We start from the raw sequence: 26074 nt of genomic DNA, 5'->3' as shown, positions 1-26074 counted from the left end.
GCTCATTTCAACATTCTTTTAAATGAGAAAATAATAGGAAGTATGTTCAGCATGTCGGAATAAGGTGATCAATTCAACGGGGTATTATAATTGCTTCGCGCCTATTTGAACCCGTTGATATTACTGGCAATCCAGAACCAAAGGGGGGGGGCTGGATAAGCAAACCTTTACCCAGAAGTGTCAATTCGTATTCGACCCTTGGTAGTACTTCCGGATAAATACTTCGGCTTATCAAGCCGTCCCGCTCAAGTTCGCGGAGACATTTGGTTAACATCCTTTGACTTATGCCATTGATATGCTGCTGTATTGCTAAAAAACGCATTCGTCCATCTACTCCTAAAGCATGTACAATAAATAAGGACCATTTATTACCAACATGATTCAATATATCTTTTTTAAGATCATCCTGATCTTTGTTTAATACCTTGCAGATTTCATCCCAGGCTTTGTTGATTTCATCATCATTCATATAATTATCGGTCTTTATATATTTTGCAGCATAATATTTTCAAAGGTGATCATGTTTTTCAGGGAACCAGTCATAGAGAACAGTATTGTCTATACCGGAGGTGACACGATACCATATGTACAATTAGCTGATATTGCAGAATCCCTATCCGGTGAAAAGTTTAAGCGCAGCGTGATAACCATCAGTGAATTAGACAATGACTTGAAAAATGATCCGAATAATTTTGTGAAAAAATACCAGCATATTTTTGGCAATGGTTCAGGTGTATCCTGGAGTTTGGATCAAACATTCAATTTCCAGAAAGGAATAGAGACAATGTCTGCAAAAAATGGGCGCAGTTAAATATTAAATGGAAGTTGATTCCACCCAGGATATTAACGAGAGTTTATAGCACTTCTAATTACTGATCAGATTAGTAAGTATCTGTCCCAAGTTTGATTCATCCCCATTGTATTTTTGATCATGTTTCATATATTGTCAACGTTATGTCAGCACATAACTGATCATCACTTACATAAATTGAACGAACTTTCCCCCAATGAACCGGCCAGAACAAATAAAAGAAAACTATCTGCAATTGATCGACAAACATTTGGATGACCTTATACACAACCGTGCAGATTATATGTTCGAAATTGAGGACTTTGCAGAGCAACTGCATATTCATTCTACGCATCTGAGCAACACTATAAAAGCCCTGACAGGTACTACACCTTGCGGCCTTTATCAAACTAAGATTTTGAGTGTAGCTAAATTACTTTTACAACGGCCAGGGCTTACTATTCGCCAGGTAGCGCTAATGCTGGACTTCGAACCATCACAGTTCACTAAATGGTTTAAACGATTTCATGGTATATCTCCAAAGGAGTATCGTTCTCATTCAGTAAATAACAAATACTGAAATCATGACCATTTTGCGGTTAGATTAACACTTAGCTTTGATTAAAATTTTTATAATTATGTACAAAGAACAGGTGTTAATCACTGGTGGAAGCAAAGGTATAGGCCTTGGATTAGCCAAATGCTTTTTGAACGCTGGATGTAGAGTTTTAATTACCGGCAGAGATCTTAAGAAACTTGAACAGGCAGCAATTGCAATACCAGGCCTGGAAATCTATCAAAACGATATTAGTGAACCTGTCGAACGCGAGGCACTAGCGATACATATTAGGAAGGTCATGCCTGGAATAACTTATCTGATTAATAATGCAGGCATGCAGAGGCGAATACCTTTAGTAGAAGATAACGCTCCTTGGGCTGAACGACAAATGGAGATCGATACTTTACTTTCTGGACCTATCCATTTGAATCATTTACTTATCCCCGTTTTATTAAAAGCCGGAAAGCATAGTACGCTAATTAATGTTACTTCTGGCGGCGCTTACGTACCACAAGTCTTTGCACCAGTTTACAGTGCCTGTAAAGCAGCACTTCATCATTATACGCTCATTTTGAGGCATGCGCTCAGTCAAACCTCATGTCGTGTGGTAGAACTGATTCCTCCTGCAGTCCGAACGGAACTTGCCGGACCCGGGCAAAGCCATGGTGCAACGATTGAAGACTTTTGTAAAAGTATATTCGCAGATTTAAAGCAACCCGGAAAGCTCGACATCGGATATGCGCAAACTACTGACCTAAAGACACAGCTATCCGGCAGACTTGTTGAAGAACTGATGAAAGCTAGTGCTGCAAGATTTCCCGTAGCGACCTATATGGATTGTGATGAATGATTAATCTTTCCAACTTTTCTGGAGGCTGGTTTTTCAGCCACCTCGCATTTCACATCATTCTCGCTTAAACAGGAATTTAATGGGCACCATTATTTTGAGCTTAGATTTAATTGAATGGTATGATGATAATGCTATTGGATTTTTTGGGTTTACTTTTTTCCATTCAAATCTATTTTAATCAGGGGCTAAATCTAAATTGGATTTGAGCTTTAGGTCAAATCCAATTTATAAAGCTATTTGATAAAATTACTTTTTAGACCTTCTTTTCGTTTTGATTACTGGATCAGGGAAATTAGATGTATCCGGTTTAAGATAGAAGTCATTTTAATTGTATCTCCTTTTGATACTTTAATTGAATTAGTTTTACATGGTCTGAAACCTACAAAAGCCGCCAATATTCTGTATTTTCCTGGCTTAACACTATAAGTAAATCTACCTGATATATCAACTTCAGTATTATTATTATAATGCTTATGATTCCAAACAGATGCGCCTAGTGTAAGCTTCAACGAAGAAAAAAGCTAATTGAAATGGATTGTAAAGAAGGTTTTTCTTCCTTTATTAATGAGATATATTCGGTTCTTCCTGATAATGAAATTGGCCGATCCGCAAAAAAAGCGCTTATTAATTTAAGTGTTGATGATGGCGATGATCCAGATCATTTTCTGCCTGAAATTTCCGCTCTATTGAATGAATACAATCTTTTAATAATCATGTTGGATATTGACTCGGATAGCTACCCGTTAATAATTCTGAGTAAAACTGAATATTCAAATTTGGAGAGACCGAATCAAAATGGATTTTTGAAAAAATTATAAGGATGATTTGGAGCTTTGTCTGTTAATGATATAAATCAAGAAATGCTGAATAAAAAGCTTGAATTAGAAAAATTTGAGATATAGCTTTTTGAAATGGATGATAGGCTTGAACTCTTATTAGATAATTCGGAGAAAAACGGGTATTCTCTAGATTATAATAGAACACCTTGATGGGATTTTTAGTGTTTTGAGACAGATTTTGAATAAATAATGAGATTTTTATTTATATACCAATTACTTTCCTCAATAATTTATAGCTGATTCTTTCGCATCTGATATTCACTGGCACGAGTTTAAACTCGTGCCAGTGAACAGGAAATTACTTAGCTAAGTAGGTCATGCCACCATCAACAAGAAGTTCGGAGCCAAGCAAGAAAGAAGAATCTTCAGAAGCAAGGAAAACTGCTGTTTTACCAATATCTGATGGCTGCCCGATCCTGCCTATCGGCATTACACCTGCAAACTGTGTTTTCACAGCTTCGATTTGTTCCGCAGGAACGAACTTATCAAATGCAGGAGTGTCTGTAGTACCTGGAGTTATTACATTTACCCTGATCTTTCTTTCCAGCAGGTCGTTTGAAAAGCTTTTTGCCAAAAAGATCACGGCAGCTTTTGCAGCGCCGTAAAGCCCAAACGATGGGTATGCCCGATGTGCGGCATTTGACCCGATAAGAATTACAGACCCTCCATCATTCATATAAGGCAGCGCTTTTTGTACAGTGAAGTAAACGCTTTTCAAGTTAAGATCCATGGTCTTATCGTAATCAGCTTCGCTCACATCTGCTACAGTTCCGGTTGTTCCTGCACCTGCATTGGCCACTAGTATATCTATTTTACCGAACTTTTTGGCTGTATCTTTAAATACTCTTTCTAAATCGGCGAGGTTAGTTACATCTGCATTGATGGCTATAAAATCATTGCCTAGCTGAGCAGCTGAATTTTCCAAAGTTTGATGATTTCTGCCAACAATAGCTCCGGCAGCGCCTTCACTTTTAAATGCTTCGGCAATACCAAATCCAATACCGCTATTGCCGCCTGTAATTACGGCTACTTTGTTTTTTAATTTACTCATGATCTTTACTATTTAATGTTAATCCAAAGATGCGCCTGTGCGACGACCTGCATCTTGATATAAGTCATTAAATACGCTTGACAAAGATCAATTTATTTTGAGGAGTTCTTCCTGATCCGGCTCAAGGTTTCTGGTGTTAAACCCAGGTAGGAAGCAATTAAATTTTGCGGGAACCGCTGTATAAAGTGCGGATAATCGTTAACGAGTTCTTGAAATCGTTCTTCGCCAGTTTGACTGATGGAAGATTGCATTCTTTTCTGGGCAGCTATGGTGTTATTTTGACTAAGCACGTTTTGCATCGCTGAAAAGGCAGGAATGGGCTTTATGAATTCCTCTACCATGCCATGGGTTATTTGTAAGATCTCCATATCCTCCAGTGCCTCTATGTTAAAACGGCTTGGTGTTAATTTGTAAAAACTTTCAAAATCAGCTAACCACCAGTTTTCAACACTTAATTTTAATATATGCTCATGTCCTTTTTCATCTACCGTAAATGTCTTGGCAGCGCCTTTCACAATGAATCCAGTATATTTACATACATCCCCTTCCTGTAAAAAGTATTGTCGCTTCCGGATTTTTTTTGGTTTGAAATGTGAGATGAATACTTGCTTATCATCCGCTGAAAGTGTTTTGCCGGAAAGTATTTGAACGTAATTGAACAGCGCTTGAAAATTATGCATCTTTAGAGTTCTTAAGGAGAATCTTCAAAAATAAAACTTTCAACCTATTTTTTGATGCTTTTTTAGTTATTCAAACTTGTTCTTATTCAGTTGCACTAATTTATAGTGTTTAAAAAACGTTTGAAAATCTGACTACAACAATTACCAATCCAACTACTTTTTATAGCGAGACAATCAAGAATTTTGTTCTAGAAATAAGTCAGTTTTAGAAATAATTAACTAAAGAATTATGCAAAAGAGAAAATTAGGAAATAGTGGGTTAGAAGTTTCCGCATTAGGCTTTGGCTGTATGGGTTTAAACTTTTTAGATGGCAAAGGTCTTGATAAAAAAGATGCCATCGCACTACTATGCAACGCAGTTGAAAGAGGTATTACATTTTTTGATACCGCAGAAGCCTACGGGCCTTACACCAATGAAGAAATTGTTGGCGAGGCACTACAGCCTTATAGAAAAGATGTAGTAATAGCCACAAAATTTGGTTGTAAAGATGCCAGACCAGCAGCAGGTTTAGACAGCAGACCTGAAACTATAAGAGCAGTAACCGAAGCATCTCTAAAAAGATTAAAAACAGATTATATTGATTTGTTGTATCAGCACAGAGTTGACCCTGATGTTCCGATAGAAGATGTTGCAGGAACAGTGAAAGACCTGATACAAGAGGGTAAAGTGAAATATTTCGGTTTATCGGAAGCAAGCGCTAAAACTATCCGGAAAGCACATTCAATTCAACCTGTATCAGCATTACAAAGCGAATACTCATTGTTTTGGCGTGAGCCGGAAGATGAAATCATACCTGCTTTAGAAGAGCTGGGAATTGGTTTCGTTCCATTCAGTCCGTTGGGCAAAGGCTTCCTCACAGGTATAATAAACAAAAAATTAGAGGATATTGACCGAAGAAATATTATTCCTCGTTTCAGCGAAGAAAACATAAAGGCCAACCTGGCTTTAGTAGATGCACTCTCAGAAATTGCTCAACAAAAAAATATTACAACCAGCCAATTAGCATTAGCTTGGCTGTTAGCTCAAAAGCCCTGGATAGCACCAATCCCCGGGACTACAAAATTGCATCGTTTAGAGGAAAACATTGTCAGTATAAATATTGTATTAACAGCCGATGAACTTGCAAAAATTGATACAACGGTAAACGGAATTACACTTGCAGGCGACCGCTATCCTGAATTTTTAGAAAAACAAATAGACAAATAAAAAGCTGACATCAATGCAAAATATTAAAGGAAAAGTAGTTGCTATTACAGGTGCAAGTAGTGGAATGGGCAAAGCCATTGCGATAGAATTAGCAAAAAACGGTGCAAAGGTTGTTTTGGGTGCAAGGCGAACAGGCCAATTACAACAAATTGTTGAAGAAATTAAAAGCACAGGTGGTGAAGCCACGTATGCTAAAATTGATGTAAAGAATAAAGCCGATTTAGTCCGGTTTGTAAATACAGCAGTTGAGAGATACGGAGCATTAGATGTCATTGTAAACAATGCAGGTATCAGTCAATTAAGCCGTATTGACGAGTTGGATATTGATGATTGGGAAGAAATGATTGACATTAACCTCAAAGGCGTTTTGTATGGGATGGCGGCTGCAATTCCGATTTTCAAACAACAACAATCCGGGCATATCGTCAATATTATTTCAACTTCAGGAATAAAGATTGTCCCAATGCAGGGCGTCTATGCAGGAACTAAAAATGCCATTCGAACTATTGCAGAAGCGTTTCGTCAGGAGTCAGACGGAAACATACGCATTACAGGCGTTTCACCCGGATTTGTGAAAACAGATTTTGCTGACAATATAAAAAACGAAGAAATGAAAACAGCTATTCAAAGAGGAATGGAACAAATTGCCATAGATCCTGTAGCCATTGCCAATGCTGTAATTTATGCAATAAGTCAACCTGACGATGTTGAAATTGGCGATATTGTTATTCGTCCGTCAAAACAAAATTGATTAAATTCGTAAACGAAAAATGCAACAACAAGCTAACATCAGTCACATTAAAAGTATATCACAATTGGTGCGGGTGTTGGGGTTTCCTGCGCCATTGCACCCACTGATTGCATTGGTTGATTATAATAATGTTCCGATTGAAATGTTTCCAAAAGGGCAAAAAGTAAGTCTTGATTTTTACAAGATTTCCTTTAAGCCTACATTCACAGGACACATAAAATACGGACAGGGATATTACGATTTTGAAGAGGGCGGACTAGCATTTTTGAAGCCAAAACAAATTGTTTTTCCACCGGAAGACATAGAAAGCTATGAAGGTACCGCTTTGTATTTTCATCCGGACTTTATCCGGAATTATCCGTTAGGAAAAACAATAAATCAATACGGCTTTTTCTCTTATGATATTTCAGAGGCCTTATTTCTATCGGCAAAAGAAAAAGAAATCATAGCCAATTTATTTGCTACAATAGCCAATGAATTAGAAAACAATATTGACAATTTCAGCCAGGATGTGTTGGTGTCTCAAATAGAATTGTTATTGAACTACAGCAATCGTTTTTACAACAGGCAATTCATCACCAGGAAAGCAATCAATCACGACATCATAACTTCTTTGGATGAACTCTTAAATAGCTATTTTGATGGAGAAAACAGTCTGAAGAACGGCTTGCCATCAGTGAAATATATCAGTACAGAATTAAAGCTATCGCAACGCTATTTGAGTGACATGTTGAGTTCATTGACAGGGCTAAACACACAACAATACATTCAGAACGCAGTCATAGAAAAAGCTAAAGAAAAATTATCAACTACAAATCTTTCCGTTTCGGAAATTGCTTATGAATTGGGCTTCGAGCATTCACAATCGTTTAGCAAGCTTTTCAAGACAAAGACAAATTTTTCGCCTTTGGAGTTCAGACATTCGTTTAATTAAAGGCGGCAGAAAGCAAATGAGTAAAAGCCGCTATGTTAGTTTCATTTCAAAGGGTTGAAGCACAAAATAAGAAAGAAAAATTAGATGGGATCTCAGCTTTAACTCAGATCCCATCTTACCAATAAAAATGTAATTTTCTTATCTGATATTTAGAATCTGCACTACATATGGGTTTAAGTATACAATATCTTTGCTTGCTCTTTCTGTATTTTTATCTTTCGTTGATTTGTATATTCTATGTCCAACAGGAACTTTTGAATCTTCTAAGTTATTATAGGGATTTGTAGAGTATAGTGAATAAGCAGCATTCACTGCACTTTGCATAGTTATTATTAGGTTGCCATCCTGATTCTTTTGAGTTTCTTTTGCAGTGCCAGAAATGTTGGAAATTAAAATAGGAATAACTAGTGTTAACCTTTTTCTGTTTTTTAATAACTTATTATAATTTATAGCGTATAGTTCTTTGTAGGCTGGAAATAGTTTATATGCCAGGCTATCGTTAGCGATGATTTGTGTCACTACTGATTTTCCTGGATTCTTTTGAACAAGATCTATTTTGAAATTAATCGCATACAATGCTATACTGTCCTTAAGGACTTCACTTTTAAAGCCTCTGTTTATAATCAAGTTAATTCGCTTTAAGTAATTATCATTTTTGGCTATTTTAATTGATTCCTGAGCATTTGAAAAAAGAGGGATTACATTTAGTAACAATAATATTATTTTGATATATATTTTCATAATTGAATGATATGATGGTACTGCTATTGGATTTTTTGGGTTTACTTTTTTCCATTCAAGTCTATTTTAATCGGGGCCTAAATATAAATTGGATTTGAGTTTTAGGGCAAATCCAATTTATAAGGCTATTTGATAAAATTACTTTTTAGACCTTCTTTTCGTTTTGATTACTGGATCAGGGAAATTAGATGTATCTGGTTTAAGATAGAAGTCAATTTCAATTGTATCTCCTTTTGATACTGTAATTGAATTAGTTTTACATGGTCTGAAACCTACGAAACTTGCTAAAATTCTGTATTTTCCTGGCTTAATACTATAAATAAATTTACCGGATATATCAACTTTAGTGTTATTATTGTAATGCTTATGATTCCAAACAGATGCGCCTAGTACCGGACTCTTTGTTCCAAACTCATAAACATATCCTGAAATAACTGGATTGTGATTTAAGGAAGTTTTCTTTATATTCAGTTCGTAAAGACTCTCTTTAGTTTTTATTAATCCTTGTTTAGTAGAGCAGCTGGCAGTAAGGATTATCAGAGCAGAAATTACGGCTACGTTTATTAAGCTTTTTACAGTCATAATTTTAGTTTTAACAACCCCAGATTACTTTTAATTCCCTCATGAATGATAGCTATAATAGCTACATAAATATTAGTACTGAATGTCTCCTAGCGTTACGGAACGCGTCGGAAGAATATTTATTTTTTTAGATTTTTCAAAATAATCTTTTGATGGAATTAGCTTTTTGAAATCTTCGAGAAATTCAGGAGTTATTAATATACCATAATTTCCATCTTTTGTTATTAATATTGGTAAGACATAGATAGAATTTTTATACTGGTTGAAAATCTTCTTTCGGTCTTTTTTTATTTCATTAGCGACTTTTTCGTACCTTATTAAACTATCGACATGACTCGATGGATTGGTAAAATCAACTTTATTGACCTTACCAAAGCTATCTATGGAAACTATAATTGAAAACAGAACAGACTGTTTTTCTCGAGGTAAGGCATCAAAATTAAAGGTTCCTTCTACCAAAATTCCACTTAGCACAGACCTATATATTTGTTCCTCTGCCGTTGTAACTTGATATTTTGCCTTGATATTTTGAGCTCTTGCTTGAGATAATGTCAGAATTATTATAGATAAAAGTAATGATATATTTATTTTCATAATTTTAAATTTAAGGGCAATAACTACCTTTCGATGGTGTAGATAAATTAGTTGGCTTTGTAGAGTAAAGAGTATTAATCTTTACAAAATTAACGAAGTATAATCATTAAGCTGAGCGGAAATTATTTTTTTACACCAAAAGAGGTTTTCACGCGGTGAAAATCCAGCGAATCTGGAAACCCGTATTTTTCTAAACTTAATTTAGGACGATTCGCTTGATAGTTTCGTAAAAGCATTTCTTGCAAATCAAAATTTACTAAATGAATTGGAAGATTATGAAATTCATTTAGGTTGACTATGATCCTATAGGTAAGCTTGAAATTAAAAGGCTACTGTTTTTTTGAGCTGACGCAAAACCAATGCTGGTAGCAGTGCTTTTTTGTATTATTCTAAAATGAATTTCTTCGGATAATTTTCAACTTCTTCAACTTCAAAATATTCGTCAAATTCTTCCTTTTGTTTGGTTTCATAGAAGTCAATTATTTTACTAAAAAACGTTTCAAGTGTCGGTGCAATAACGTTCCTATCATTGTCAGCGTGCCAAAATTCTATTAATTGTCCTTGTTGTTCAGTAAAAACTCCTTTTAGGTCATAACAGATACTGTCGCCACCTCCATTTTGAAAAATTGGTATCCAGTTTTCATTCCACCAATTGTCGATTTCGAAGTCAAAACCAATCATTGATGTAAGTTCGGAAGCATCATAAAGCGCTTGATGTAAAGGAATAAACCCTGAATTATTTACAAAAGCTTCATAACAACCAGGTTTTTGCCCGTTCTTCCATCTGTATAGAGCTCGTAAATCCTTTGGTATTTTAATTTTATAATATTCCTCTAATTTATCTATTTGAGAGTCGTCCAAAGGCTCATTAAGTTCCAGATAAAATTCAGATCTTAATGTCGATAAATATTTATCTGATTTTTGAATTATTTCTTCCATTCGTTTGGTGTGCGTTTCGGTTTTATAGCATTACTGCTAACTGGCAGGGCGTTCGTTCGGGCAGGCTTTCGAATCTGGAACGTCTGCCTAAAATAAGAAATCTCCATAGAAGAAATATGGTGCCAAAAGAATATTGCTTCAATTGAATGCTGGAATGAATCAAATTGTAATGTTACTGTGAACCTATACTGATAACGAAAAACCAGTAGTGTCTAGGTAGAAATTCATTGCTTACATTGTCGAGGTTTAATATCATGTCCTGAGAAGCTAAATTCGAAAATTAAGATTTCAGTCTATATTGAAGGTTTTGATAGTCAGTGTATTAGGTGCATAAGCTAAATGCATAAACCTCGGCAATAACTCTTTTTGCCATGCGTTAGCGCCAATTTGCGTAAAAAACTTTATATCAGGTAATTAAGGGATATATTATTGATAATAAATCCTAATACCATGGAAATCAATCTCATAAAGGAAATACATATTGGTGATAAAGCCATCTTGCATTTCACATCATTCTCGCTTAAACAGGAATTTAATGCGCACCATTATTTTGAGCTTAGATTTAATCATGATCAGCTGGGATTGCCTGGCTTAGTCACTTTAGATGATAGCCGGGATTTTGTAGGAGAGACTTTAACCGCCTCAATCGGGTATCTAACTGAGCCTCCGCAAAACTTTGCTGGAATAGTTACTAAAGTGGAACTCACCCAGAGTAACGGTTACCATGGTATTTTGATCGTGAGCGGATATAGTCCAACGATATTGATTGACAGAGGGCCCGATCTGGGGTCTTACCTGAACAAATCGCTAAATGATATTGTTTCGTTAGCCACTCATGATACACCGGCCAATGATTTGCGTATTGTAGCCAATGCAAGTCGTAAAGCTCCAATAGACTACGTAATTCAATACAGAGAGAGTGACTTTGAGTTTCTGAACCGGCTAAGTGGTGAATACTATGAGTGGTTTTTCTATGATGGCGTGAACCTTAACTTCGGTAAACCTGACCAGCAAAAGGAAGTTGCCTTATTTTATGGAAGAGATGTACACAGCCTGCAATACGGAATGGAGGTTGCCCCGATTAAAAATAAAAGGTTTGCTTACAACCCAAAGCAAGACGAAATGCTTCAAAGTGAGAGTACCGGGCAGGCCAATGGGAGATCAGACCTTATTCACGCTATAAATGCTTCTAACAAGATCTATAGTAAAACCTTTAATCAGCCCTCAACTATCAGAGTGGATAATGGCAGTGATATTAAAAACCAGGTAGATAATGAAGAGAAGGCAAGCATCAGTAAATTATTAAAAATAACAGGCTCAGGTGATAATCCGCAAGTGGCATTAGGGTCAATTGTAGAAATAACGATGAGCTTAAAACAGGGGATTACTTTTGCCACTGAAAGTCTTGGTCAATTCCTGATCACTTCTGTAGAGCATACCATTGATGAAAGAGGTCATTATAAGAATAAGTTTGAAGGTTTAGTTTCGACAACCGAACGGATAGCAGTTGCGAACTATCAACGCCCAAATCCTGATATGCAATTGGCAGATGTACTGGACAATGATGATCCGCAAGGGCAGGGGCGTGTAAAGGTTAAATTTAAATGGGCTTGTCAAACTAACGATCCAACAGAATGGCTGCGGGTAATGAGCCCAAATGCAGGTACAGGTGAAACTGGTGTGAACAGAGGTTTCCATGTGATCCCGGAAAAAGGAGACCAGGTGATGATCTCTTTCGAAGAAGGGAATATTGCCAGACCAGTGGTATTGGGAAGCGTATATCATGGTAAAAGTGGCGATAGTAAAGGATTTAAAAACAGCAATACTAAAGGGCTGACTTCAAGGAAAGGGAGTGCGTTATCATTTGATGATTTAAGCCACGCATTATTGTTAGGTACCAGTGCAGCAAACTTTGTAAATATCAAAAATGGTCAGGGCCGGATTACTGCTCAGGCTCATGATCAAATTGTTATCCATACCGGTGAGAGTACCATTACGCTGAATAAAGATGGTCATGTTGCGATTACCGGGAAAACATTGAGTGTTAATTTTAGCGAGAGTATCGATATACAGTCTGCTAAAATTACCATTGGTAATCTTGCTCCAGAAGAGGGGGCAACTCCCGAACAAACAGCCGCAGCTACTAAAACCCTCGATATAAAAGCAGAGACCATCACTTCAGAAGCAAAAGATCTGATAGATGAAAAAGCTAAAGCAATAAACATTAGTGCTACCGAAACAGATCTTACGCTGGATGGACAGAATAATATATCCATTAGTGCAACTACAGTGGCTTCAATAAATGGTGGTAAGGTAGAAATCAACAAAGGCTAATATGCTGATAGAGAAAGAATATATGGTCGATGTCAAATTGGATAAACCACTAACCAGGTCATATCGTGTTAGCCAGGAGACTACTTACACGCTAGAATCTTTTACCTATCATAATCAAATAGAAACGGATCTGTTGATGACTCTTGATCGTAAAACTGAGTCTGGTCATGTATTTACTATTCAACTATTAAGACAGTGGCAGTTGAAAAAGGATGGCACTGAACCACTTGACCTGGATATGGCGCAGCTAAGAAAAAAACTAATTGTCGAAACTGATAGAAACTGTAGTATCCTTCATGTTTTGAATTTATCGGATATTAAAAAGCTGTGGATAGAGATAAAACCTTCAATTGCTGAAAAATATGAGAAGGATTTACAGAGTAAAGCTATTATTAATAGTGCGATTGCATTTTTATATAACGATGGAGAATTAGAAAGGATTTTAAAGACATCCTATCTGTATCATGGATTATTACCAGGCTTGTATGCTGAAAATTTTAAAAAGGAGAGTGATTATGCTATTGATGGCTATAGAAACATAACGAATGCGATAGGAGCTATTGCGCTTCCTTTTAAAACGGTAGCTAAACTGGCAGATTATGATGCTCAGACAGATAATTGTACGATAAAAATAGAGGGTGAAATTGATCAGGAAAATTTAGATAAAGATGGAGTAGCTAAACTTTTACGAAGGATGACGGATGTTTATAATCTGAATACTCGTTTGGATGGTTTTCATCTGGAAAGCTACATTTTTGATCAGGATCATTTGATTTCTGAATCGTCACAGTTAACGCAATATGCTATAGAAGGTACGTTAATGTACCGGACTGTATGTACAATCTTGCCTCTAAATAATTAAGCCATGGCAAAGAAATATGTTCCCGATGGTGTTTATCTGGTTTGCAATAAAGGACTTGGTTTTTGCAAGCTAAAAGTAACGAATCATAAGAGTGTTAGTTTATTTGGCAATAATTCTGCGACAGAAGCAGATAAGCTTCCAAATGTAAATATTGGATGTATGGGCGTGTGCTCCGTAACGAAATCAATTTGTCAACCGTTACCTACTCTGTGGAGCGGGGTACAAGAAAGTATAACAATTGGTCCATACCGTAAGCTGCTTGAAGATTCTAAATTGGGATGTGGGCTTGGAGGGCAGATTAGCATCTATTTTACTTTGCCCGATGCGATGTCTGCTATCAATAAAAATAGCAGTGCGATTAAAAGCGCCGGGATTAAAAATATCGGGGCAAAGGTTGATGACTGGTTTCAAAAGCAATTTGATGCACAAGAAAAAATTAATAATGCAGGTCCTGTAAGTGGATTAGCTAACTTTAAGCTTGGGTTATCTGAGGGGGTTTATGGTGGTATCAAAGGAATTGGTGAGGGATTAGTCTTTCTTGGTGAACTGGAAAATAAAGTAATTGATGCAGGAATAGATGCTGCGCTGCATCCTGTAGAAACAGCGGGTAAAATTAAAGATGCAGCAATAGCGACGAAAGACGCTACAGCAAAAGCTTATGATTGGGTAACTAATGAAGATAATTTAAAAAAGACTGCACAAGCAGTTGGTGAGGCACATAGAAACGCTTATAATTGGGTAACTACTCCTGGGAATTTGGAAGGTGCAGCAAAAACAGCTTTAACTAAAACCGGAGAAGGATTAAAACAGGCCAAAGATTGGGCGGTAAAACAGAATCCCAGGGATTGGGGCAGATATACTGGCCGTGGAGGTTTTGAAGCTGCATTAATGTTTACTGGTGTGGGTGAGGTTAAGGCGGTTGTTAGTGGGGCAGAGGCGGTTAATGTTGCTGCTAAGGTTGGTGAAGGAGCGAATGTGCTGGCCAAAACGGGTGAAGCAGTTAACCTGGCTGAAAAAGCAACAGAAGGAGCTAACTTGTTAGACAAAGCTGTTGATGCTAAAAGATTGGGAGAGGTAGTTTCTAAAAGTGCGGATGACCTTGTGAAGGAGGCAATGAATAAGTTTGATCCTCTTACGATGTCAGCCAAACAAAAAGGGAATTTTGGTGAGATGGTAGCCAAGAAAAATATGACAGAAAATCCGCTACTAAAGAAAAAGGGATACGATCTAAAACGTATAGGTGACGAAGCACCTACGGGGTTGGATGATAAAATTAAAAAAGGAATTGACGGTATTTACGAAAATGCCAGTCCACCTCCAAAATTTGTCATAGATGAAGCAAAATATGGTACATCACAATTAAGTAAAGGTGCTAAAGATGGCGCTCAAATGAGTGATGGCTGGATCAAAGGAAGCAAAAGACTAGAGAAACAAGTAGGGCCTAAAAAAGCAAGAGAAATTGAACGCGCACTTAAAAATAACGAAGTTGATCGAGTTTTAAGCAAGGTTGATGATACTGGAAAAGTCACAACTTATAACATAGACAAAAGTGGAAATATTGGTACGCTATGGCCTTAATAATAAAATAATAAATATTTTTATACAATGGATATACGAGATAAATTAAATTCAAAGGAAAATTATCAGGAAATTATCGAGCAGCAAAGAGAATATATTCAGGAAGAGCTTGATGATTTAGAGGGATACAATCCAGAAGAGACCGAAAAAATACGCGATACTTATCAGACTTTGATGAAATATTCATTGGATAATTTGATAGCGGCTTATTCGATGGGAGAGGCTATTGAAGTCATTGAAAAAGAGTATTTAATAATCATAGACTATTTTCAGCATGCCTGGTCACAATCAAACGGCTATGTTCAGATGGTTTGGATGCTGTCTATTGGAACAATGCTAAATGTAGAACAGGAACAATTTTTAAAACTTGTTGAATGTGTAAAAAAGGACAATCCAAATGATTTTCTTATAGATTTCTTGATAAGTAGTAGGATAGGAAATTGGACAAATCACGAAAGTTTTAAATTTCCCAGACCATATAAAAGTATTTTAGAAGTGGTTAATTTAGCTAAAGATGATAAAGTCAAAGCTTCGGAAAGGTTATTACAATACCTCCAAAAAGATTGGTATAAGGGACATTCAGATAGTGGCTGGTATGATGCACATAAAAGTAAGTGGAACATTTATACCGGTTATTGGAGTTTCGAAAGCGGGGCTATTGCCAAAATACTTGGTTTAGACGATTCTGTATTAAAAGATCAACAATATTATCCTTATGACCTGGTGCATTGGAAAGCTTAGAAAAATATGAATCAAATAGAACTTATTCAACAGCTTTCCGAGATATTACTGTCACCTGATCACCATGGAATAGAGGCTGAAATCATCCTTAGTTACCGTAAACCTGATGATTATTTACAACTCTTTAAACAAGAGTTGTTATTACGAGGTATAGAATCAAAAATTCCTGAGTTACCTTTAATAGCCTTAGTAAATGGTCTTCAACGGAGAAACAAGCTAGTTGAAATGGATTGGAAGGAAGATTTTTCTTCCTTTATTAACGAGATATATTCGATTCTTCCTGATAATGAAATTGGCCGATCTGCAAAAAAAGCGCTTATTGATTTAAGTGTTGATGATGACGATGATCCAGATGGTTTTCTGCCTGAAATTTCTGCTCTCTTGAATGAACACAGTCTTTTACTAATCATGTTGGATATTGATTCGGATAGCTACCCGTTAATAATTCTGAGTAAAGCTGAATATTCAAATCTACAGGAACCGAATCAAAATGGATTTTTGAAAAAAATGTAAGGATGATTTAGATTTTTTGTCTGTTAATGAGATAAATGAAGAAATGCTGAATAAAAAGCTAGAACTGGAGGAATTTGAGATATGGCTTTCTGAAATGGACGATAGGCTTGAACACAACTATTAAATACTTGAAATGCTAGATTTTCGAACATTAATTCCATTTAGGGTTAATAATACTGCTGATGAAAATAATCGAGATCATATTTTTTATCCTGTAGATAGTGATCGGATTAAAGTTATTGTGGAAAATTTGGGTTTTTCTTTACCTGAAGAATTGATTGACTTTTATCAGAAAATTGGTTACGGTTTCTTTTGGCAAAAAAATATGGACAGTTTTGATAGACTCTTATCACCACTACAAGTTGTTCAAATAACTTTAAAAGAAGACCATTATGAAGGAGATCCTGACTTAGAAGTTTATGATGATATGTATGATGGGGATAAATTGCTTTTTTTCGAAATAAATGAAGGCGTTTATCTAGCGATTGATAAGGAAGCTAAGAATGGTAAAAATAAGATTTATTATTTTGATACAGAGGTTTTTGATTCACTTGAAAGCTTCATAAATGCATTTCTTGCAAATCAAAATTTACTAAATGAGTTGTAAGATTGAGATATTCATTTAGATTGGGTATAATCTATTAAACTTGAAAACCTGTCAGCAAACTTAGTCGATTTTCATATGGAATTGTAGTAAATTAAACTTCTATAAGGAACACTGAAATCTATAATGCCAATCAAAATAATGGATTATTATAAAATTTCATCAGAACTGAAAAAAGTATTTGAAGAAGCTATCGAGATTGCTTTGGATACAGTCAGTACAGAAAATTCCGAATTGCATTCTTTTGTGATTTACGGAAAAAACAGTGATAAATTGGAAAGATTTGCTTGTGATTCTGGTGATGAGGCCCTGGATGCCGCAATAGAATTCATAGAAGAGATTGATGATGGGTCAGAAAACGTTGTGTATGCATTTAAGGAAACAATTGAGTTAAATGATGGGGAATTTGACACCATTGTTGTTCATGTTTATGGAATCGATGAAGATACCGGCTATTCTTTTGGGCAATTGTATCGAGTTAATGATCACAAAATCCAGCTGATGAATGAAAAAGTGTTTTTGGGTAAAATTAGAAATGTTCTTGTTTTCTAGTTTGTTACTACGTATATCTTTAAAAAAAAATGCTTCTTAATCACTTATGCTTTAAAAACTAAATAAAATAATTACTATATCGGATATATACTTCCAAACCAGTTACAACATTACTATGACTGTATAAAATTTATCAAAAGAAGAATTGCAAGAAAAGTTTGAACTTTTTCTCTTTAATATGGATGATATACTTGAAGCATTTGTTGAAAAACTTGAATCAAAGGGGATTACCGTAGATTATTCTTTGAATAGTTTAACATTATTGGAATTCTACTTAAGTGAGAATAAAGTTACCATTAAAGATGATGACTACAACGATGCTTCGGAGTATTTAGGAGAAGTTGTTAGGTTAAAATATGGCGGGAAATGGATATGCAATCTGGATGACAAAGATAACTCTCTGTATTATGGATACCCAGTAAATGCAGGGCATAGTAAGTTTGACGTGTTATTTTCCCCGTTCCATTCCGTTAGAATCTATTTAATCAGACCAAGAGAAAATCATTTTAAGATAGCTATCGAAAGTGATATTAATCCAGAACCGCTAAATCTTGATCGATTTCCAACAGAAGATTAGTCATTATGAGTTTAAAAGATTTAACAGAAAAAGAACTGAATGAGAAATTTGAAATGTTTCTTTTTGACATGGATGATAATTTAGAAGCGTTTATAGATGATGCAGAATCGCAGGGTTATAACTTGGATTATTCCCTCAAGAGTTTAACTGATTTAGAGCGTTATTTAACAAAAAATAAAGTTGACCAGGACACTGATGATGTTAACAATGCAGCTGCTTATTTCGGAGAAATAGTGAGAAAAAAGTATGGGGGTAAGTGGATATGCAGCTTAGATATGAAAAACAATTCTCTTTATTACGGGAAACCAGTAATATCTGGACATACTACTCCAGATGATTTGCAATTATCACCATTCGATACTGTTTTACTTTACATTATTAACCCAAGAAAAGACCATTTCTTGATTACCATTGACAATGACCTTGATGACGAATCAATAGATTTAAGTGATATAAAATTAGATGAATGATTTTCTGTTCAACTTCTTTTTTAAGGAAGTAATAAGTAAGTCGATATTGCATATACAAACATCAACTTGCATATTTTTATACAATTTAACCCTCCCTTTTTTTCGAACTGATTTAGGAGATGAGAATTCAAATGCCGGCCTGCTCCTAAAAAAACCTTAAAATTTAAAAGGCGAAAAACGCGAGCAATCGAAGAACATTAATTTTAAAATTATTGAACTCGACAACTTCAGGAAAACCAGTTTTCAAACCCTCTCACTTGATATAAGCCATCCTGATCAAACTAATGGTTTTGACCTGCAACATCCGGGTACTGCCTGAGTACTGCCTGAGTACTCGTTAGGGTAAGAGCAGTGCTGAAGTAACGCGAGAGCATGGCAAGTCTAAGTCAAAACAACTAGTTGAAATGACTTAGAGTATCCATTCTTAAAGGCTGTTTATAGCTTGGTCTTACACCGACCACCACTCAGGCACAAACAAAGCATGACTAGTTGAAGACTGATGAACTTTTTAATTTTTCCTTTGACCAGAACATGGACAATTATGGACAATTGCAGACAGCCGCGGACAATTATGGACATTGCCTGCTCAGGATGATACTCTTTAGCATAAATGCTTTACATTGATAAAAAAGCAAATATATATGGCAATTTTCGACGGTAAATTTTTAAAGGGAATCCTGGGTGATTTCATTTTTAGAGTGGTAGATGGGAGACAGGTTGTTTCAAAAAGACCTGTACCAGGCACAATGAAACAAACAGTGGAAACCAAAAAGGCATCAGAGAATTTTTGTAAAAGTAGCATGCTTGGAAAACATATTAGAGGCATATTTCATCATACGCTCGGTGGAATGAATGAAACAAGTTATGTTTTTCGATTCACCAGTGCGCTGACTACAGCCCTTACAGCATGTGAGAACCCCACAAAAACGGGATACCTTTTTAAGCGAAATAGTTTTGGTAATTTAGCCGGTTTTGAATTTAATATTAAATCTCCTGTAAAAAAGATTTTGAATTTAAAACCGAAAATCGAACTCAATCAGGGAATTATGAAGATCGTTTATTATGAGTCAGATAACGCGCCAAAATTGCGTTTTCCAAAGTATGCAACTCAATGCAAACTAACATTCGTAGTCGGATTAATCCGGCTGAAAGACGGTAAAAGAATTCTTAATCCGGAAAAACATAGCATTACCCTTAAAAAGAACGAAGAATTAATAAACCGGATTGATTTTTCTTTTAAAATTCCAGACGGTTGTCTAAGTATCGCTGTACTTTTTTTGAGTTTCTATAATGGTGTTACCTTGTTAAATAGTAAATCATTTAATCCCGCAGTCATTTGTGATGCAATCTTAAGTCCCGGCACTTTTACCAATCAGGATAATCGTTCATGGATAGAAATGCCAGGTTTAAACTTCGATTAATTTTGCAGCAGCTATGATCAAAGGCTCTCCTTAACCGGGGGCCTTTCTTGTTTTCACTAGAATACTTTGCCAATCATTATAATATTACAGTTTTCCCACAAGACCGCGAAAACCTCGGGATAAGGCTTTGGTTGAGAACCAGGTCAAACTGATCTACAACCGGGTCTATGCACGATTACGCAACCGGCAATTCTTTTCTCTGGGTGCACTGAACGAGGCTATTAAGGGGAAAATAAAAACACATAACCAGACCCGAATGCAGCAAAAGCCATGGTGTAGAGAAGAACGGTTCCTGGCTGCTGAAAAGCATTTGCTTTGTCCGTTGCCCGACACCACTTTTGAATTGAAGTATTATTGTGAACCAAAAGTAGCTAACAATAACCATATTTATATTGGCAGGGATAAGCATTATTACAGTGTACCTTTTACCTGCGTTGGTGGGCGTGTAAAAGTGGTTTACACGCGTTCTATGGTCTATATCTATGCTTCTGGCAAACAGGTTGCAGTTCATATCAGGAGCTACCAGCCCGCCGGATATACGACTATTAAAGAACACCTGAACTTCCATCACCGGCATTACATGGATAGAAGTCCTTCTTATTATTTAGAAAAAGCAAAGGAGAAATTCGCTGAATTACACCTGCTTGTACAGCTTCTTTTCGAGCAGCCAAGGCACCCTGAACAATTATACCGAACATGTGATGGCTTGCTGCGTCTACAGAAAAAGGCACCTGCCGCGGCCTTTGCCAAAGCATGTGAACTGGCTATTGAATACCGCAACTTCTCTTATCGTTTTGTAGGGCGAATCCTGCAAAATAACATGGAAGATCATCAGGATCATCCCGCAAAAGAACAATCCCTACCCATACATGGAAACATCCGGGGTAAAGAATATTATACACAGACCACTATCAAATTCTAAAAAATGAACATAGAAACACAACTTAGACAATTGCGTCTGCATGGCATGGGCCGTAGCTGGCAGGCATTAATGGAAACCAGAACGCACCATGAACTTTCCTTCACTGAAGGCATGGAAATGCTCCTGCAGGCCGAAAAAGATGACCGGAGCGACAAGCGCTTTGAGCGACTCCAGAAAAGCGCCCACTTCCGTTATCAGGCGTCCATTCAGGAACTGCACATGGAAACTTCCCGGGGACTGGATAAATCCCTGGTGGCAAATCTAGCTACAGGAGATTATATTGCTAAAGGGGAAGCGGTACTTGTTTCGGGATCTACCGGTACTGGAAAATCTTTTTTCGCTTCTGCTTTAGGTCACCATGCTTGTTCCCAGAGATAATGTTGTTTATTACAACCTGCAAAAATTGCTGTTAAAAACTAAAATGAGCAGGATTGATGGTACGATCTACAAGTTTTTTGAGAAGCTTTCCAGAACGGATCTGCTGATACTCGATGACTTTGGGTTAACGCATTTGGAACAACAACAACTAATGGACTTTATGGAGATCATTGAAGACCGGCATGCTTGCAAAGCAACTATTATTGCCAGTCAACTGCCATTGGCTAGTTGGTATGATGTGATTGGTGAGAATACAATTGCAGATGCGCTGCTCGACCGGATGGTACATACATCCTACAGAATTGAACTAAAAGGTGAAAGTCTAAGAAAAAAGAAGTAAAATTGTCAGGTCATCAAACTCGATGAACTAAAATCCCACTGGGGGGCAGTATCCAGAATGGGGGTCAGTATCGCCAGCATATCCATACTGTCTACTAAAATGTAGCAGTTCCATGCCTATCTCTTCTTTTTTGACTTTAGAGTATAAAACTATTTAAACATCCAGATTACTTAGTTAGAATCGCCTTATACTTTAAAAACTAAATACTAACCTTAGCTCAGATATAATTATATTTACTATATGATTAATACATGGGAAATATTAAAATACGGAGAGAGGGTTAATTTCTTCCATGGAAAATCCGCCATCTGCAAATGATTTAGCATACAATAGCAGAGCCACACCTGCATTTGACATGCTTTTTGTTCAAAATTCAAGCGGCAATTATGTTCTAATTATTTATATGAGAATTAGAATAATATTTAGCGACAATGCTGAACCTTGGAAGTTTATTGATAAAGATTTGTTCGAGAAAGATTTTAAAGAGAAAATAAATAGAAAATGGGATTTATATGGAAATGAGACCCTTTACAGATTAAATAGTAAAAAGATAATTTCCTTAGACTTCAGATTCACGTTCAGTAGGCAGGAGATATATTTTCAATACAATCATTGGACTTTAACTGTTAAAAAATTTAATAAAGGGATATGGAATCAAAGTTCTATAACTCCTAGTTTAAGAACTGGTAACCTTGATTCTAATGATTTTGATTTTGTTAGAAAACAGCATAATAAACAACAGCGGGGGCTGTTCACGAATTTGGACATATGCTAGGATTAGATGATGAATATAAACCAGGAGCATTTGTTAATGACTTTGATTCTATAATGAATGTAGGAGAGGTCATTAGGTCAAGACATCGTTCTGTGTTTGTACAATGGATGCAAAAAGTATTAAGAGAAAAAAATATCAATTAAGATGAAGACAGTAATCACTTATATCATTGTTTTGTTTTTCACAGCTTCTTGTATTCAGAAAGCGGAGAAATCTATTTCAAATAAAAAAGATATGAATATAATTTTTAATGATCAATGGAATCAGATCAAAAAGGCCAAGAGTAAAGAAGAAGAGAAAGAGCTGGTTTATAAATTTATGGAGTTCCTTAAAATGAAGGATTATGCAATAATTAGCAATCCTACTTATATTTCAAATAATGGGGATGTTAAACCCTTTTCTGAAATGTTTGATGATAAACAAGCAAACCAGCTAAAAGGCATTAATATTGAAATAATAAATGATAACGAAGTAGGAGAGAATAAACATATTAAACTTATTAATTGGAAACCGATTGATAATGAATCTGCTTTCATGTTTTTACGGGAGTAAAGGTATAGGTTATATTGGATAAGTTTACATAGAGTTACTGGTCTCGCAGTTTATAGGGGCACCAATTTCATCAACAATGACTAGTGATATTAGCAACGATGTTAAATTTGGTACCAAGAATGGAAAGTTCAGAAGATATTGATAAAGCCGTTACACCACCATTTGCTTTAAGATATAAATTAATGATAACTGAGGCAGTTTGTGTAGTTTTCAAGGATCATAATAAAAAAGATAATATAACACAATTTATGTTCGAATCGATAAAGCGTCAAGAAGACACATTCTCAAAATACAAACTGACGTAACTTATACACATTTTAAAATGTCATCTTCTCCAGAAATAATGATGTATCAACAAGAAATAGAAAAGATGTGGATGCCATTTAAAAATGAATTGTCTGAAAATATCCTTTATAGACTCAGATTATCAGTAAACGAAGGATTGCGCTGGTATAGGTGATAAGTTGTTCCAGCTGATCACTTGCTCATAACCTGGTCAGATCCGGGACACTTGGTGAGAAAGGAAGGTGAAGAAAAATCTTATAAAACGAAGGGTTGAAATAAACTAGCCGTGATTACTACGAAAGATAGATTCGAAACAAAGCCCCAGGACCTCCGATCCTGGAACTTTATCTAAGTTAACGCTTTCATGTATCAAAGCGTTTGAAAGCTTAATTATTATGTTGTCCCTTATTATTTTTTCAGGTGTACCCTGTAGATATATTACTCTTCGCTCTGAGAAAATGAAGAAACGCCTATTTTCCTAACAATCATTTTCTGTCGAAAGAAAATCTTGGAAAACATCCGGAAGCTCCAATTTAAGACCAGAAGTAAATTTTAAAGGCTGATTTTTATTAGTGATAGTTGTAAATACCGTTCATCATTGCCACGCCGCAAGTGGTTTCAAAAGCATTGCGTACGCTCTCCGGCGTTCGGGTTCCCCATATGTTCCACATCAAACCCTGGGAATTTCGAATAGACCACGCTTGAGCTGCATTAGCGTCAAGCCAGGGCCCATAGTTACTTGCCGTACCGGTGTTTTTTACAAAGATTGTGGCCCAGCGTGCGAAAATACTTTTCATTCCCTGCGTGTCGGCAATACCATTTTCATCTTTCAAAATTCCTCCGGATTCGTTGCACATGCTGCTACGGGCATAATCCATTGCCTTTAAACCCATCGCCAGGTAGTTACTTGCCGGATAATAGAAACGTAAAAGATCACATGCACCTATAAAAGTACCCTGAGTGTAAGAAAGTGCTCCTTCTGTAATAGTTCCTGACGTGTTGATGGCTCCTTTGACCTCGCCAGTAGATGAATCGTAAAGCTTGATGACCATCCAATCCATAATTTGCTTTGCTTTAGTCATATACGTAACATCACCGGTTGCCTGATATAAAAGCATCGCGCAAATTACGGCTGGAGCATTAACGCAGGTGTTTTTAGTCTGATTGTTAGTTGTCCACCAGAGTCCGCCACCCAAAGTCTGGGTATCCCAGGCACGGTTCCACATCATGTTAAAGTTGTTTTTTGCCATGTCTAGCATTCCGCCATCGTTGGTAATCTTGAATGCCCTCACGCACATTAATGCTCCCCAAACAATATCATCATTATAAATATTGTTAGTCCAAAGCAATCCGTACCCGTCTCTTACCCCATTATATAAATAAGAAATTTTATTTTTGAGATCTACACTTGGATTGATGTTGTAAGCGTCAATTAAGGTTTCTATAGCTTCCTGCTGCGTCCAGAAATCCATTCTGCCTGTATGGTTATCGTCTTTCCAATAATACGCCTTAAACGAGGGACCATAGGTACCGTACTGATTGTAAAAATGATTGTTATATACCTGCATGGCCAGCAAAGCTTCGGCTTTTGTAGGGAGCGTGGCAGCAGCTTGGCTGGATAAATTAGATTTGTTATTAAGCGCGTTGAGTGCAGCCGGCTCCATGACGACATTATTTTTTTTACAGCTTGTAAATACGGCGCCTGCTCCTATGGCGAACATAGCCATAAGTTTAATGTTCCTGTTCATTGTTTAGTTTTTAAAAGGTTTATAGATGGTTATTTTATTTGTTCAGATGTACCAGTCTGCGTCTCTAATGTGTACTAGCAAGATTTTTTTGTCGTTCTTAAACTTTATAAGTGAAGATAACTAATATTTTAATTAAGGAAGATTTATTATCAAGCTTCAATGTTATGTTTCAGGCGTTATTATTTAGACTTTAAAATTGTTATAGGATGTAGAAAGTCTGAATTCTGAAGATTCTTAACGCATTGATACGACAAAGAAAAAATTAGTGTCTCAGAAAACGAATATTTTGCTAGTTTGGGATCTTAATGGTATTTCGACCCTGTTTCATTTTATTTAACTAATGAAGTGCCTTAATTACTACAAACAGACAGCCACCTGTCTCAAAAAACGAACGTAAATACAGAAATCAAATTTTATAATAATGAAGTGCATCATCAATATAGCAGAAGAAACAATCGGTGAAGCTGACTTTGAAGTAACCGATGTTTCTATGGGAACAATCGGAGGACTATTTATTCCAGATGAGAATTATTCTAAATATCAGGCTCTAGTTCAAAGCCACTGCAACAACAAAGGGATTTCAAATATTCATGATTTCGACTATCGTATTACCTTATATGGTGATATAGATTTAAATATGGAAGGTGGTATAGGGGTCACTGATATTCAGGGTTTTAACGAAATTTATATTGAAGGTGCTGGCCTCAATCAATACCAGCTATCAAATTTTAGATAAGTGGTTTTAAATAACATACACACACTGATACTATGGTTAAACTAAAGATATTCAACTTAAAATGGGGTGTTCTAACCTAATCCCACATCTAATCGAAAAATACTTTGAACACTTAAGGGTTATTGAATTTGATTTTTATCCAATGATTTTGAACTAAATAAGGCTGCTT

Annotated in this window: 31 protein-coding genes and 1 pseudogene; 24 read left to right on the top strand and 8 right to left on the bottom strand. The window is 36.1% G+C overall.

Annotation, left to right across the window (positions count from 1 at the left end; genetic code table 11):
- Positions 1-73: 73 nt before the first annotated feature.
- Positions 74-469: a winged helix-turn-helix transcriptional regulator gene (locus tag ABIB30_RS02600; RefSeq protein ID WP_354299192.1), complete on the bottom strand. Its 396-nt coding sequence runs from the start codon at positions 467-469 to the stop codon at positions 74-76.
- A 51-nt stretch (positions 470-520) separates the two neighbouring features.
- Between ABIB30_RS02600 and ABIB30_RS02595 the strand changes: the two genes are divergently transcribed.
- The 4 genes and pseudogenes from ABIB30_RS02595 to ABIB30_RS02580 form a co-directional block, all read left to right on the top strand.
- Positions 521-811: a Rossmann-fold NAD(P)-binding domain-containing protein gene (locus tag ABIB30_RS02595; protein WP_354299191.1), complete on the top strand. Its 291-nt coding sequence runs from the start codon at positions 521-523 to the stop codon at positions 809-811.
- A gap of 196 nt (positions 812-1007) precedes the next feature.
- Entirely contained in the window at positions 1008-1370 is a 363-nt protein-coding gene (locus ABIB30_RS02590) for a helix-turn-helix domain-containing protein (protein WP_354299190.1), read from the top strand.
- 58 nt (positions 1371-1428) lie between these two features.
- On the top strand, positions 1429-2199 hold the full coding sequence (locus ABIB30_RS02585) for an SDR family NAD(P)-dependent oxidoreductase (protein ID WP_354299189.1): 771 nt from the start codon (positions 1429-1431) through the stop codon (positions 2197-2199).
- Positions 2200-2714: 515 nt separating this feature from the next.
- A pseudogene (locus ABIB30_RS02580) lies at positions 2715-3017 on the top strand (DUF6630 family protein); the annotation flags it as partial.
- A 319-nt stretch (positions 3018-3336) separates the two neighbouring features.
- Here ABIB30_RS02580 and ABIB30_RS02575 read toward each other — a convergent pair.
- Positions 3337-4089, bottom strand: a complete 753-nt coding sequence (locus tag ABIB30_RS02575; protein WP_111633128.1) for an SDR family NAD(P)-dependent oxidoreductase — start codon at positions 4087-4089, stop codon at positions 3337-3339.
- 92 nt (positions 4090-4181) lie between these two features.
- Positions 4182-4769 (bottom strand): Crp/Fnr family transcriptional regulator, encoded by a 588-nt coding sequence (locus ABIB30_RS02570; protein WP_354299187.1) that lies wholly within the window; start codon positions 4767-4769, stop codon positions 4182-4184.
- 229 nt (positions 4770-4998) lie between these two features.
- On the opposite strand from ABIB30_RS02570, the gene ABIB30_RS02565 reads away from it, so the two are divergent.
- From ABIB30_RS02565 to ABIB30_RS02555, 3 genes are read left to right on the top strand one after another with little or no spacing between them, the layout of a single operon-like run.
- Entirely contained in the window at positions 4999-5976 is a 978-nt protein-coding gene (locus ABIB30_RS02565; RefSeq protein ID WP_354299186.1) for an aldo/keto reductase, read from the top strand.
- 13 nt (positions 5977-5989) lie between these two features.
- Entirely contained in the window at positions 5990-6727 is a 738-nt protein-coding gene (locus ABIB30_RS02560) for an SDR family oxidoreductase (protein ID WP_354299185.1), read from the top strand.
- A 19-nt stretch (positions 6728-6746) separates the two neighbouring features.
- Positions 6747-7661 carry a helix-turn-helix domain-containing protein gene (locus ABIB30_RS02555; RefSeq protein ID WP_354299184.1) on the top strand — a complete coding sequence of 305 codons (915 nt, stop codon included), beginning with the start codon at positions 6747-6749 and terminating at the stop codon, positions 7659-7661.
- 138 nt (positions 7662-7799) lie between these two features.
- Here the strand turns inward: ABIB30_RS02555 and ABIB30_RS02550 are convergent, their stop codons facing one another.
- The 4 genes from ABIB30_RS02550 to ABIB30_RS02535 form a co-directional block, all read right to left on the bottom strand.
- Positions 7800-8402 carry a hypothetical protein gene (locus ABIB30_RS02550; RefSeq protein WP_354299183.1) on the bottom strand — a complete coding sequence of 201 codons (603 nt, stop codon included), beginning with the start codon at positions 8400-8402 and terminating at the stop codon, positions 7800-7802.
- A 138-nt stretch (positions 8403-8540) separates the two neighbouring features.
- Positions 8541-8984: a carboxypeptidase-like regulatory domain-containing protein gene (locus ABIB30_RS02545; protein ID WP_354299182.1), complete on the bottom strand. Its 444-nt coding sequence runs from the start codon at positions 8982-8984 to the stop codon at positions 8541-8543.
- 72 nt (positions 8985-9056) lie between these two features.
- Positions 9057-9578: a hypothetical protein gene (locus ABIB30_RS02540; protein ID WP_354299181.1), complete on the bottom strand. Its 522-nt coding sequence runs from the start codon at positions 9576-9578 to the stop codon at positions 9057-9059.
- Positions 9579-9962: 384 nt separating this feature from the next.
- Positions 9963-10517, bottom strand: coding sequence for an SMI1/KNR4 family protein (locus ABIB30_RS02535; protein WP_354299180.1), 555 nt, complete (start codon positions 10515-10517; stop codon positions 9963-9965).
- Between the two features lie 450 nt (positions 10518-10967).
- Between ABIB30_RS02535 and ABIB30_RS02530 the strand changes: the two genes are divergently transcribed.
- The 16 genes from ABIB30_RS02530 to ABIB30_RS02455 all read left to right on the top strand — a co-directional run bounded on the left by ABIB30_RS02530 (position 10968) and on the right by ABIB30_RS02455 (position 23441).
- Entirely contained in the window at positions 10968-12851 is a 1884-nt protein-coding gene (locus tag ABIB30_RS02530; RefSeq protein WP_354299179.1) for a type VI secretion system Vgr family protein, read from the top strand.
- 1 nt (position 12852) lies between these two features.
- Complete coding sequence (locus tag ABIB30_RS02525; RefSeq protein ID WP_354299178.1) at positions 12853-13713, top strand: hypothetical protein; 861 nt, start codon at positions 12853-12855, stop codon at positions 13711-13713.
- Positions 13714-13716: 3 nt separating this feature from the next.
- Entirely contained in the window at positions 13717-15291 is a 1575-nt protein-coding gene (locus ABIB30_RS02520; protein WP_354299177.1) for a PAAR-like protein, read from the top strand.
- Between the two features lie 27 nt (positions 15292-15318).
- Entirely contained in the window at positions 15319-16032 is a 714-nt protein-coding gene (locus ABIB30_RS02515) for a PoNi-like cognate immunity protein (RefSeq protein WP_354299176.1), read from the top strand.
- Between the two features lie 6 nt (positions 16033-16038).
- Positions 16039-16545 (top strand): DUF6630 family protein, encoded by a 507-nt coding sequence (locus ABIB30_RS02510; RefSeq protein ID WP_354299175.1) that lies wholly within the window; start codon positions 16039-16041, stop codon positions 16543-16545.
- A gap of 133 nt (positions 16546-16678) precedes the next feature.
- Complete coding sequence (locus tag ABIB30_RS02505; protein WP_354299174.1) at positions 16679-17152, top strand: SMI1/KNR4 family protein; 474 nt, start codon at positions 16679-16681, stop codon at positions 17150-17152.
- Positions 17153-17290: 138 nt separating this feature from the next.
- Entirely contained in the window at positions 17291-17701 is a 411-nt protein-coding gene (locus tag ABIB30_RS02500; RefSeq protein ID WP_354299173.1) for a hypothetical protein, read from the top strand.
- 178 nt (positions 17702-17879) lie between these two features.
- Complete coding sequence (locus tag ABIB30_RS02495; protein ID WP_354299172.1) at positions 17880-18278, top strand: hypothetical protein; 399 nt, start codon at positions 17880-17882, stop codon at positions 18276-18278.
- 5 nt (positions 18279-18283) lie between these two features.
- Positions 18284-18748: a hypothetical protein gene (locus ABIB30_RS02490; protein ID WP_354299171.1), complete on the top strand. Its 465-nt coding sequence runs from the start codon at positions 18284-18286 to the stop codon at positions 18746-18748.
- 641 nt (positions 18749-19389) lie between these two features.
- The gene (locus ABIB30_RS02485; protein WP_354299170.1) at positions 19390-20169 is read left to right on the top strand and encodes a hypothetical protein; all 780 of its coding nucleotides are present in this window, start codon (positions 19390-19392) and stop codon (positions 20167-20169) included.
- Between the two features lie 127 nt (positions 20170-20296).
- On the top strand, positions 20297-21091 hold the full coding sequence (locus ABIB30_RS02480; protein WP_354299169.1) for a Mu transposase domain-containing protein: 795 nt from the start codon (positions 20297-20299) through the stop codon (positions 21089-21091).
- Between the two features lie 69 nt (positions 21092-21160).
- Positions 21161-21469: an ATP-binding protein gene (locus ABIB30_RS02475; protein WP_354299168.1), complete on the top strand. Its 309-nt coding sequence runs from the start codon at positions 21161-21163 to the stop codon at positions 21467-21469.
- A 43-nt stretch (positions 21470-21512) separates the two neighbouring features.
- Positions 21513-21809, top strand: a complete 297-nt coding sequence (locus ABIB30_RS02470) for an ATP-binding protein (RefSeq protein WP_354299167.1) — start codon at positions 21513-21515, stop codon at positions 21807-21809.
- A 292-nt stretch (positions 21810-22101) separates the two neighbouring features.
- Positions 22102-22584: a hypothetical protein gene (locus ABIB30_RS02465; protein WP_354299166.1), complete on the top strand. Its 483-nt coding sequence runs from the start codon at positions 22102-22104 to the stop codon at positions 22582-22584.
- A gap of 144 nt (positions 22585-22728) precedes the next feature.
- A complete protein-coding gene (locus ABIB30_RS02460) occupies positions 22729-23136 on the top strand; it encodes a hypothetical protein (protein ID WP_354299165.1) in 408 nt (135 codons plus the stop codon).
- A 119-nt stretch (positions 23137-23255) separates the two neighbouring features.
- On the top strand, positions 23256-23441 hold the full coding sequence (locus tag ABIB30_RS02455; RefSeq protein ID WP_354299164.1) for a hypothetical protein: 186 nt from the start codon (positions 23256-23258) through the stop codon (positions 23439-23441).
- Positions 23442-23990: 549 nt separating this feature from the next.
- On the opposite strand, the gene ABIB30_RS02450 is transcribed toward ABIB30_RS02455, so the two are convergent.
- On the bottom strand, positions 23991-25169 hold the full coding sequence (locus tag ABIB30_RS02450) for a glycoside hydrolase family 76 protein (RefSeq protein WP_354299163.1): 1179 nt from the start codon (positions 25167-25169) through the stop codon (positions 23991-23993).
- 421 nt (positions 25170-25590) lie between these two features.
- Here ABIB30_RS02450 and ABIB30_RS02445 point away from each other — a divergent pair, with 421 nt between their 5' ends.
- On the top strand, positions 25591-25905 hold the full coding sequence (locus tag ABIB30_RS02445; RefSeq protein ID WP_354299162.1) for a hypothetical protein: 315 nt from the start codon (positions 25591-25593) through the stop codon (positions 25903-25905).
- Positions 25906-26074 lie beyond the last annotated feature (169 nt).

It is taken from the genome of Pedobacter sp. UYP1, assembly GCF_040547305.1.
Classification (GTDB): domain Bacteria; phylum Bacteroidota; class Bacteroidia; order Sphingobacteriales; family Sphingobacteriaceae; genus Pedobacter.
Note: the sequence above shows the minus strand (reverse complement) of the source record. Positions and strands in the feature narration are given on the sequence as shown.

Bases quoted from the DNA above. Each gene is read 5' to 3' on its own strand.
- ABIB30_RS02600 (WP_354299192.1), bottom strand. From the start codon at position 469: ATGAATGATGATGAAATCAACAAAGCCTGGGATGAAATCTGCAAGGTA.
- ABIB30_RS02595 (WP_354299191.1), top strand. From the start codon at position 521: ATGTTTTTCAGGGAACCAGTCATAGAGAACAGTATTGTCTATACCGGA.
- ABIB30_RS02590 (WP_354299190.1), top strand. From the start codon at position 1,008: ATGAACCGGCCAGAACAAATAAAAGAAAACTATCTGCAATTGATCGAC.
- ABIB30_RS02585 (WP_354299189.1), top strand. From the start codon at position 1,429: ATGTACAAAGAACAGGTGTTAATCACTGGTGGAAGCAAAGGTATAGGC.
- ABIB30_RS02575 (WP_111633128.1), bottom strand. From the start codon at position 4,089: ATGAGTAAATTAAAAAACAAAGTAGCCGTAATTACAGGCGGCAATAGC.
- ABIB30_RS02570 (WP_354299187.1), bottom strand. From the start codon at position 4,769: ATGCATAATTTTCAAGCGCTGTTCAATTACGTTCAAATACTTTCCGGC.
- ABIB30_RS02565 (WP_354299186.1), top strand. From the start codon at position 4,999: ATGCAAAAGAGAAAATTAGGAAATAGTGGGTTAGAAGTTTCCGCATTA.
- ABIB30_RS02560 (WP_354299185.1), top strand. From the start codon at position 5,990: ATGCAAAATATTAAAGGAAAAGTAGTTGCTATTACAGGTGCAAGTAGT.
- ABIB30_RS02555 (WP_354299184.1), top strand. From the start codon at position 6,747: ATGCAACAACAAGCTAACATCAGTCACATTAAAAGTATATCACAATTG.
- ABIB30_RS02550 (WP_354299183.1), bottom strand. From the start codon at position 8,402: ATGAAAATATATATCAAAATAATATTATTGTTACTAAATGTAATCCCT.
- ABIB30_RS02545 (WP_354299182.1), bottom strand. From the start codon at position 8,984: ATGACTGTAAAAAGCTTAATAAACGTAGCCGTAATTTCTGCTCTGATA.
- ABIB30_RS02540 (WP_354299181.1), bottom strand. From the start codon at position 9,578: ATGAAAATAAATATATCATTACTTTTATCTATAATAATTCTGACATTA.
- ABIB30_RS02535 (WP_354299180.1), bottom strand. From the start codon at position 10,517: ATGGAAGAAATAATTCAAAAATCAGATAAATATTTATCGACATTAAGA.
- ABIB30_RS02530 (WP_354299179.1), top strand. From the start codon at position 10,968: ATGGAAATCAATCTCATAAAGGAAATACATATTGGTGATAAAGCCATC.
- ABIB30_RS02525 (WP_354299178.1), top strand. From the start codon at position 12,853: ATGCTGATAGAGAAAGAATATATGGTCGATGTCAAATTGGATAAACCA.
- ABIB30_RS02520 (WP_354299177.1), top strand. From the start codon at position 13,717: ATGGCAAAGAAATATGTTCCCGATGGTGTTTATCTGGTTTGCAATAAA.
- ABIB30_RS02515 (WP_354299176.1), top strand. From the start codon at position 15,319: ATGGATATACGAGATAAATTAAATTCAAAGGAAAATTATCAGGAAATT.
- ABIB30_RS02510 (WP_354299175.1), top strand. From the start codon at position 16,039: ATGAATCAAATAGAACTTATTCAACAGCTTTCCGAGATATTACTGTCA.
- ABIB30_RS02505 (WP_354299174.1), top strand. From the start codon at position 16,679: ATGCTAGATTTTCGAACATTAATTCCATTTAGGGTTAATAATACTGCT.
- ABIB30_RS02500 (WP_354299173.1), top strand. From the start codon at position 17,291: ATGGATTATTATAAAATTTCATCAGAACTGAAAAAAGTATTTGAAGAA.
- ABIB30_RS02495 (WP_354299172.1), top strand. From the start codon at position 17,880: ATGGATGATATACTTGAAGCATTTGTTGAAAAACTTGAATCAAAGGGG.
- ABIB30_RS02490 (WP_354299171.1), top strand. From the start codon at position 18,284: ATGAGTTTAAAAGATTTAACAGAAAAAGAACTGAATGAGAAATTTGAA.
- ABIB30_RS02485 (WP_354299170.1), top strand. From the start codon at position 19,390: ATGGCAATTTTCGACGGTAAATTTTTAAAGGGAATCCTGGGTGATTTC.
- ABIB30_RS02475 (WP_354299168.1), top strand. From the start codon at position 21,161: ATGGAAACCAGAACGCACCATGAACTTTCCTTCACTGAAGGCATGGAA.
- ABIB30_RS02470 (WP_354299167.1), top strand. From the start codon at position 21,513: ATGAGCAGGATTGATGGTACGATCTACAAGTTTTTTGAGAAGCTTTCC.
- ABIB30_RS02465 (WP_354299166.1), top strand. From the start codon at position 22,102: ATGGAAAATCCGCCATCTGCAAATGATTTAGCATACAATAGCAGAGCC.
- ABIB30_RS02460 (WP_354299165.1), top strand. From the start codon at position 22,729: ATGAAGACAGTAATCACTTATATCATTGTTTTGTTTTTCACAGCTTCT.
- ABIB30_RS02455 (WP_354299164.1), top strand. From the start codon at position 23,256: ATGGAAAGTTCAGAAGATATTGATAAAGCCGTTACACCACCATTTGCT.
- ABIB30_RS02450 (WP_354299163.1), bottom strand. From the start codon at position 25,169: ATGAACAGGAACATTAAACTTATGGCTATGTTCGCCATAGGAGCAGGC.
- ABIB30_RS02445 (WP_354299162.1), top strand. From the start codon at position 25,591: ATGAAGTGCATCATCAATATAGCAGAAGAAACAATCGGTGAAGCTGAC.